At 61.5% G+C, this 7627-nt stretch carries 7 protein-coding genes; 3 read left to right on the plus strand and 4 right to left on the minus strand.

Annotated elements, in window-relative coordinates; translation table 11 throughout:
- From B3873_RS16765 to B3873_RS16775, 3 genes are all read right to left on the minus strand, one after another.
- Window positions 1-1495: TonB-dependent receptor domain-containing protein (locus B3873_RS16765; RefSeq protein ID WP_286867430.1), on the minus strand; the 1495-nt coding region annotated here is incomplete at its 3' end.
- Between the two features lie 366 nt (window positions 1496-1861).
- Window positions 1862-2716 (minus strand): AraC family transcriptional regulator, encoded by an 855-nt coding sequence (locus B3873_RS16770; RefSeq protein ID WP_039788897.1) that lies wholly within the window; start codon window positions 2714-2716, stop codon window positions 1862-1864.
- Window positions 2717-2887: 171 nt separating this feature from the next.
- Window positions 2888-3331 (minus strand): winged helix-turn-helix transcriptional regulator, encoded by a 444-nt coding sequence (locus B3873_RS16775; RefSeq protein WP_039788899.1) that lies wholly within the window; start codon window positions 3329-3331, stop codon window positions 2888-2890.
- Window positions 3332-3409: 78 nt separating this feature from the next.
- Here B3873_RS16775 and B3873_RS16780 point away from each other — a divergent pair, with 78 nt between their 5' ends.
- Window positions 3410-4351, plus strand: a complete 942-nt coding sequence (locus tag B3873_RS16780; protein ID WP_286867433.1) for an aromatic alcohol reductase — start codon at window positions 3410-3412, stop codon at window positions 4349-4351.
- Between the two features lie 298 nt (window positions 4352-4649).
- Window positions 4650-5555, plus strand: coding sequence for an SDR family oxidoreductase (locus B3873_RS16785; protein ID WP_039788901.1), 906 nt, complete (start codon window positions 4650-4652; stop codon window positions 5553-5555).
- A gap of 196 nt (window positions 5556-5751) precedes the next feature.
- Here B3873_RS16785 and B3873_RS16790 read toward each other — a convergent pair whose 3' ends face one another.
- The gene (locus B3873_RS16790) at window positions 5752-6645 is read right to left on the minus strand and encodes a LysR family transcriptional regulator (protein ID WP_134134633.1); all 894 of its coding nucleotides are present in this window, start codon (window positions 6643-6645) and stop codon (window positions 5752-5754) included.
- A gap of 102 nt (window positions 6646-6747) precedes the next feature.
- Between B3873_RS16790 and ltaE the strand changes: the two genes are divergently transcribed.
- A partial coding sequence (ltaE, locus tag B3873_RS16795) for a low-specificity L-threonine aldolase (protein ID WP_286867436.1) occupies window positions 6748-7627 on the plus strand: 880 nt, incomplete at its 3' end.

The raw sequence follows: 7627 nt of genomic DNA on the forward strand, positions 1-7627 counted from the left end.
CCGTCGTCTTTCCTGTGGCCGGCGTGAGGACGTTGCCCTTGCTGTCCCGATAGTCGGTCTGTGGATTGAAGATGCGCGTATGGCTGAGATAGGTCGAATAGATCCGGTTGATGTCGTAGACCAGGCCGGCATAGGGCGTGAAGACACCGTTCTTCTCGTAACGCATCGCCGCACCACCGACGCTGTTGTCAATTTCGTAGTTGCTCACCCGCGCACCGACGATGAGTTTCAGGGGATCGGCCAATGACAGACGGGCCGCGCCATAGACGCCACTCTGTTTGATCCCGGTGCTGGTCGGCACCGATGGCATCGCTGCGAAGTCCGGACGGGCAAAGGGTGTGCTGAGCTCATTGATATTGACCGGCATGAATCCGGCATAGAACGGCGCGATGTCATTCTCGCCGGAGGTGCGGCGTGAGGTCATGGCCCCCACAACTGCTTCATGATGACGGCCCAGCAGGTCAAAGGGGCCAGCCATCATCACATCGAAGGTGTTGGTGCGACTGCTGCCCTGTGACGCGAGGGCCACCGGATACGCCCCGAAAGGATAGGTGCCCAGCCCGGTGGCGCGGTCCGGACGGCCGACCAGGCCGAGCAGTTCGGCATTGAATTCGGTGCGGTACTGGCTGGCCGTGGCATGCAGTTTCCAGCCATTGTCAAAGCGATGATCGAGCTCGGCAAAGGCAGTCTTGAGCGTCGTGTTCCATTGACTCCAATCCTGTGCGTAGCTCCTCGACGAGGCGTAGTCAGCCTGCGTGCCGTCGCTGAACCAGAGCGGCAACCCGCCCCAGGTGGCTCCCGTCGAGGTGATGTGCTGATCGTCATAGCCCAGGCTGACGGTGGTGTGTGAAGTCAGGTCAGCCTCGACGATGCCGTAGAACGACTTCTTCTCGGGCTTGTAGCCATCGATGTAGGAGTGGCCGTCCTGATAGCTGCCCACCAGTCGCGCGCGGATGCGGCCATCAGCTGTCAGTGGGGTCGAGAGATCGGCCATGGCGCGATGGGTATCCCAGCTGCCTGCGCTCAGCGAGGCCGACGCCGAAAAGTCCCGGGTCGGACGCTTGCGCACCAGATTGATGGCGGCCGAGGGATTGCCCGTTCCGGTAAGCAGGCCGGAAGCACCCCGCACCACTTCGACGCGATCATAGAAGGCGGTATCGATAGCACTGATCCCGCTGCCGTTGACGGTATTGCCGACCACCGTAGGGATGCCGTCATACTGCACGTTGTTGATGAGGAAACCGCGCGAATAAAAACTCGTGCGCTCGCTATCGGATTGGTAGGACGTGATGCCGGTGGTGTTGTCCAGCACGCCCTGCACCGAGTTCAATTGCTGGTCATCCATGCGCTGGCGCGTCATCACCGTCACCGCCTGCGGCGTCTCCTGCAACGACAGCGGCAGGTGCGTTGCCGCGGCCGTCTCGCCCGTCGTATAGGCTCCTGTACCCTCCGTGGTCGCTGGCTCCGCATGCCCGGTGACAGTGACAGCCGGCAAGGAGGTTTGCGCTTGCGCCGCCGTCCCGGAATCGGCAGGGTTTTGCTGGATTTGTGATGAATCAGCGGCGAAGCTGGCTTGCGCGCCCAGCAGAACAGCGGCGGCGACCGCAGAACTCAAGACCTTGTGCGGCGTGCGTCGGAGCAAGTCCCGCATGGCCCGGTCGGAGAGCGTGCAGGCAGGCGACGGAACGTATGCAGTGAGGAAGCGACGAGAAGTTGAAACGGCATGGCGTGAGCACATAAACGATAATCATTGTTATTTGGAGCAGCCATTTAACAATGAAGATGCGTGGTCGCAATAGCGAAACCAGGCCAGACTATTTCGCATTTCGGCCACACTCACGACGGGGTGGATCTGTGGTGTTCAGGCGGGGCGTTCATCCGGCAGCACGATGGCCGGCACCGTTGCACGTACCGCGCTGTCGGTGCGATCGGAGAGATAGCGTGCCGGAGACTTGCCTGCGGCCTTGCGGAACATGGTGATGAAGCCGCTGGCGTTTTCGTAGCCCAGCTCCAGTGCCACCGTCTGCACGCTGTCGCCCTTGGTCAGACGCTGCAGTGCCAGGATCACGTGCAATTGACGACGCCAGCGCCCGAAGCTCATGCCGACTTGCTGCTGCAGGAGGCGGCTCATGCTGCGTTCGCTCATGCCGATGTGATGGGCCCAGGCAGCCTTGGACGTCTTGTCGGTGGGATCGGCCAGCAGCAGGTCGGCGAGTCTCCGCAAGCGCTGGTCGCGCGGCATTGGCAGATGCAGGTCTTCTACCGGCGCGCTCGCCAGCTCGTCAAGCAAGGTGGCGATCAGGCGTTCTTCGCGTCCGCCCAGGGGATACAGCTCGGGAAAACCCGCCACCTTGAGCAGCAGTTCGCGCAGCAAGGGCGATACGGAAATCGTGCAACAGGTGGTCGGCAGATCCGGAGCGGCATCCGGCTCGACGAACAGGCAATAGCATTCCGTCTCTCCTGCCCCGCGTGCTGCATGCGGCAGGTCGCCCGGGATCCATACGGCGCACTGCGGTGGCACGATCCAGACGCCGTCTTCCACTTCGCAGTTGAGGACGCCGCGTACCGAATAAATCAGTTGCGCCTTGCGATGCTGATGCCGGGCGTTCTCCCAGTCCTTGGCGACTGATGTGGTGCCGAGGGCCACTACGGGACGGGACACGCTGTCGACGTCCCTCGGAGCCAGGATCTGACCGGTGATTGCGATGCGCGACATGATGTTCTGGACAGGCTCGTACGGGACGATGTGAGTGGACCAAGGTGCGAAACAGGATGGCCAGCTTGCAGCACAGGCCTGGACCCTGGAATCGGCACGGTTAATGGCAGGAAGCGCTTTGCAGGACGTCGGCAGGCCCGCCACAGGGATCGCCGATGCCTGACGCCGGCGCTACCTGAGTCGATGAATGTTCTGTTGCTTGTCCTGACTGTCAAAGGTGCGGCGCGCCTGGCGGAAGTCCTCCGCGTGCTCCACCACCCAGGTCCAGATCGGAGACATGCGCAGCAGCAAATCCTTGCCCAACGCTGTCAGCTCGTACTCCACGCGCAGCGGCTTTTCATCGGTTTCGTGACGCAGCAGCAGGCCATCGCGTTCCAGTGCGCGCAGCGTCTTGGTCAGCATGCGCTGGGTCACGCCGCTCAGCTGACGCTTGAGCTCGGCGTGGCGCAGTGTGCCATATACGCCGAGCGCGTGCAGAATCCCGAGCGCCCAGCGGCTGCCTGCATGCGCGAGGACATCACGCCGGACCCCATCGTCATCTTCGCGCAGGGTCTGGCAGATGGCTTCTGCTTCCTTCAGTGCTTCATCAGCGATGATGGCTTCTCTTGGTATCATCCGTGTGCCTTCTTGAGAGCGTTGCGTGATCGTGCAACCATGCGGCCATCTTATCAGCAACGACCCTCAGGACAGATCATGCATGGCACATCCCAACTCACTCCTCAATCCATCCTCGTGTTAGGCGCGGGCGAACTCGGCCTTCCGGTATTGCGCAATCTCGCGCGCGTGGCAGAACGTGCCCCCGGATCGAGCATCAGCGTCCTGCTCAGGGAATCGACGATCAATACACAAGTCCCCGCAAAGAAAGCGGAGATCGACGAACTCCGCGCCCTGGGCATCCGGATGGTGGCAGCAGATCTTGTGAACGATACGATCGATCAACTGGCAGAAATCTTCGCGCGCTTTGATACCGTCATCGGCTGTGCCGGCATGGTCGCCGGCCGCGAGACTCCGATGAAGCTCGCCACGGCCGCCTTGCGCTCGGGGGTGAAGCGCTACTTCCCGTGGCAGTTCGGTGTCGATTTCGAGGCCATCGGGCGCGGCAGTCCCCAGGACCTGTTCGATGCACAGCTCGATGTACGCGAACTGCTGCGCGCGCAGAGCAAGACGGAATGGGTCATCATCTCGACCGGCATGTTCACCAGTTTCATGTTCGAACCGGTGTTTGAAGTGGTTGACTTCGCCAACGACACCCTCAACGCCCTGGGCAGCCTGGATACCAGCGTGACCCTGACCACGCCGGATGACATCGGACTGCTGACTGCGGAGATCGTTTTCTTCGAGCCCCGCTTCAAGAATGAAATCGTCTATCTGTCGGGTGATACGGTGACCTACGGCGAGGTGGCCAATATTCTCGAACGTGTCCTCGGACGTCCGTTCCGGCGCAATGTCTGGAGCGTTCCTTACCTGCTCGATGAACTGAAAAAAGATCCATCTCATCACATCAAGAAATACCGTGCCGTGTTTGCGCAAGGCAAGGGTGTAGCGTGGCCGAAGGCAGGGACATTCAATGCACGGCAATCGATTGCGGTCACCACTGCAGAACAGTGGGCGGAGAAACATATCAAGGACAAGTAATCCGCCTCCGCGCGAGCTCCTAATGGAACTTGCGCGTCAATTTCCAGGCGCACGCGCAGCAGATAACACGATCAGGGTAGCAACTTGAGCGAGCCTGATGTCTCGGTCACGCCAGCATTGTCAGCGCTCTGTCAGCCACTGCCTCGCTGCTACGAAAATGCTGGCTTGTCAAAACGCAGGCAGAGCGTTATTTTCCCATCTTTGGAAAAGCAATTGAGTCAGAACCCATGCCCTACATCAGCGTGATTGCCTGTGTGTGAAATGGGTTCCATTGATTGCCCTCATGGGAGATATGCGGATGTACCAGTTACCGGATCAACGCCAGCGCCAAATCATCGTGACCGGTGCCAACAGTGGCACCGGCAAGGAAGCAACCAGACGATTGGCGGCGGCGGGTGCCGATGTCGTCATGGCAGTACGCAGTGAAGCGAAGGGCGAAGCCGCACGGCAGGAGATACTGAAAGAGTTTCCAAAGGCATCGCTGGCGGTGCGCATCCTTGATCTCTCCAGCCTGGCCAGCGTGCGCACGTTTGCCGACCAGATGCTCAGCGAAGGACGTCCCATCGATCTGCTGCTCAACAATGCCGGGATCATGATGCCGCCCAAGCGCGCATTGAGCCCGGACGGATTCGAGCTGCAGTTTGCCACCAACTTCCTGGGCCACTTCGCGCTCACCAACCTCTTGTTGCCGCTGCTGCTCGAAGCCAAAGCGCCGCGCGTCACAACTATCACGAGCAGCGCCGCCATTGGTGCCAAGATCAATTTTGACGATCTTCAAAGCGAACGGTCCTACTCGCCCGTCACCGCGTACGCACAATCCAAGCTCGCTTGCCTGTTGCTGGCAAATCAGCTGGCAGCCATCGCGCGCGAGCGCGACTGGCCATTGCTGAGCACCAGCGCCCATCCGGGCCATACGCGGACCAATCTGCAGACCAGCGGGCCGAACATGGGAACGGATTCCACCCACAAGCGGCTGATGTTCCGGCTGGTTCCCTCAATGGACGTCAAGTGGGCCACCGAGTCACTGCTGCAGGCAGCGCTCGATCCGAATGCAGCGCAAGGCGCATTCTACGGCCCAAGATTTTTGCTTATCGGTAGTCCGCATGTCGCGCGGCAACCGCAGTCTGCCCGTCAGGCTGATTCCGCGCGCCTGTGGCAGACCGCCGAAACGCTGACAGGTACAGCACCACCCCCAAAAGGCTGACGATTCCCGGCGCGAGATCGCGGCGCATCTGGAAGGGATAGCCGCTGTTGACGAAGACAGCCAGCAGATGGACGCCAGACGGATTCAAAGATCGGCTTCTGGCCGAAGACTGAAGCCATGCCTGCGGTCATCGACCCGCGCCAACGCTCTGCCTGGCGACCACGCTTTGTTCCTGACTCGACATGCTATCAACATGCTATACGCGGCAATAGGGACGAGCTGCACTCAGCGTCTCCTCAACGGCGGCATGCAGCCAGTCCATGAAGCGTGCCTCCGGCGAACCCGGCTCGGGAAGCCTGCGCATCAATGCGATGTACCGTGAGTCATCTGCCACAAAGCCTTGAGGTGCTGTGAGGGTCCTTGCCTCCAGGCTGTCCACCACCATGAACAAGGGCGCAATGGCCATGCCCAGTCCGGCTTCCGCAGCGCGCAAGCTGAGAAAGAAATGGTCGAAATGCAGATCAGAGGCCGCGCCCCGCGCGGCGCGGGCCGCCACCCTGGCGCGTCTCGCCCAGGTCTTCCAGGCATCGGGACGGCTGGTCGAATGGAGACGCGTCAGCAGCGCCTTTCCGCTCAGGCCGGGCAGCGCGACCGGCCCGGTCTGTTCCGTGAACAGCGGGATGCAGACCGCCCGTGGATCCAGTGCGAAATCGGCCCGACGGATCGCCACATCGATATGCTCCCGCGCAACGTCAACCGCGCCATTGCCCGTCGACAGATAGATCGGCAGATCCGGATGCGCATCCTGAAACTGGGACAGGCGCGGGATCAGCCATCGCATCGCCAGTGACCGTTCGCAAGACACCAGAAGCGGCCGCTGCCGAGCAGGACGCAAGATCTCCTCGGTTGCCTCTTCGATTCGCTGCAGCGCTTCCTGGACCGCTTCCAGCAAGACCTTTCCTTCCGGAGTCAGGGCCAGGCGGCGACTGGTTCGGTGCATCAACTGCACATTGAGCCGCGACTCCAGTTCCGACACCCGGCGGCTGACCGCACTATGCGACAGCCCCAGACTCTCGCCCGCAGCCGTAAATCCTTGCAGGCGCGCAACGGCTTCAAAGATGCGGAGATTTTCCAGGGGGGGTAGTTTCATCTGTGCATCCAGGGAACAGATCGAGTGCTCAACCAGCACCCATCAACATCAAAAAGAACTCACAATCATGATTCACTTCTGACCGATTGCAAGGAACAATCCATGAGCGACTTTCGCAGCGACACCGTCACCCAGCCCTCCCCTGCCATGAAGCAGGCCATGATCGAAGCGCCGCTCGGTGACGACGTAATGGGAGAAGATCCTACGGTAAATCTCCTGCAGCACACCGCCGCCACGATGTTCGGCTTCGAAGCTGGCCTGTTTGCGCCCAGCGGCACCCAGAGCAACCTGATCGCCATGATGACGCATTGCCGCCGCGGTGACGAGGCCATTGTCGGTCAGCAGTGGCACACCTATCGCTGGGAGGCAGGCGGCATGGCCGTTCTGGGATCGGTCCAGCCCCAGCCGCTGGAGCAACAGCCTGACGGCACGCTTGCTCTGGACGACATCGAGGCGGTGATCAAACCGGACGATCCGCATTTCGCCCGTACCCGGCTCGTCGTGATCGAAAACACGGTGGGCGGAAAGCCGCTGCCCCTGGCCTACATGCAGGAAGTCGCCGCTTTGGCCAAGCGCCGTGGTCTGCGCGCCCATATCGATGGAGCCCGTCTGTGCAATGCGGCCGTTGCGCTGGCCGGGGGCGGCGAACCTCTGATGCGCGCGCGCGAATTGTGCAAGGGCTTCGACTCCGTTTCACTGTGCCTGTCCAAAGGCCTGGGCGCGCCCGTGGGGTCGGTACTGCTGGGCTCCAAGGACTTCATTCACGAGGCGCGGCGCATTCGCAAGATGCTGGGCGGTGCCATGCGCCAGGCCGGCATGCTCGCTGCGGCCGGCCTGCATGCGCTCCAGCATAACGTTCACCGCCTGGCCGACGATCATGCCAATGCGGATCTGCTGTCGCGCGGCCTGGCCGAGGCGGCCAGCAACAACCCCAAACTGCGCGGCGCATTCCACGTCCAGCCAGCGCAGACCAACATGGTCT

The organism is Herbaspirillum sp. UBA812 (assembly GCF_002296545.1).
Classification (GTDB): Bacteria; Pseudomonadota; Gammaproteobacteria; order Burkholderiales; family Burkholderiaceae_D; genus Herbaspirillum; species Herbaspirillum huttiense.

What these genes read in the sequence shown, in the direction of transcription:
- B3873_RS16780 (WP_286867433.1), top strand. Translation starts at nt 3,410, where the DNA reads ATGCATGGCACATCCCAACTCACTCCTCAATCCATCCTCGTGTTAGGC.
- B3873_RS16775 (WP_039788899.1), bottom strand. Translation starts at nt 3,331, where the DNA reads ATGATACCAAGAGAAGCCATCATCGCTGATGAAGCACTGAAGGAAGCA.
- B3873_RS16770 (WP_039788897.1), bottom strand. Translation starts at nt 2,716, where the DNA reads ATGTCGCGCATCGCAATCACCGGTCAGATCCTGGCTCCGAGGGACGTC.
- B3873_RS16785 (WP_039788901.1), top strand. Translation starts at nt 4,650, where the DNA reads ATGTACCAGTTACCGGATCAACGCCAGCGCCAAATCATCGTGACCGGT.
- B3873_RS16790 (WP_134134633.1), bottom strand. Translation starts at nt 6,645, where the DNA reads ATGAAACTACCCCCCCTGGAAAATCTCCGCATCTTTGAAGCCGTTGCG.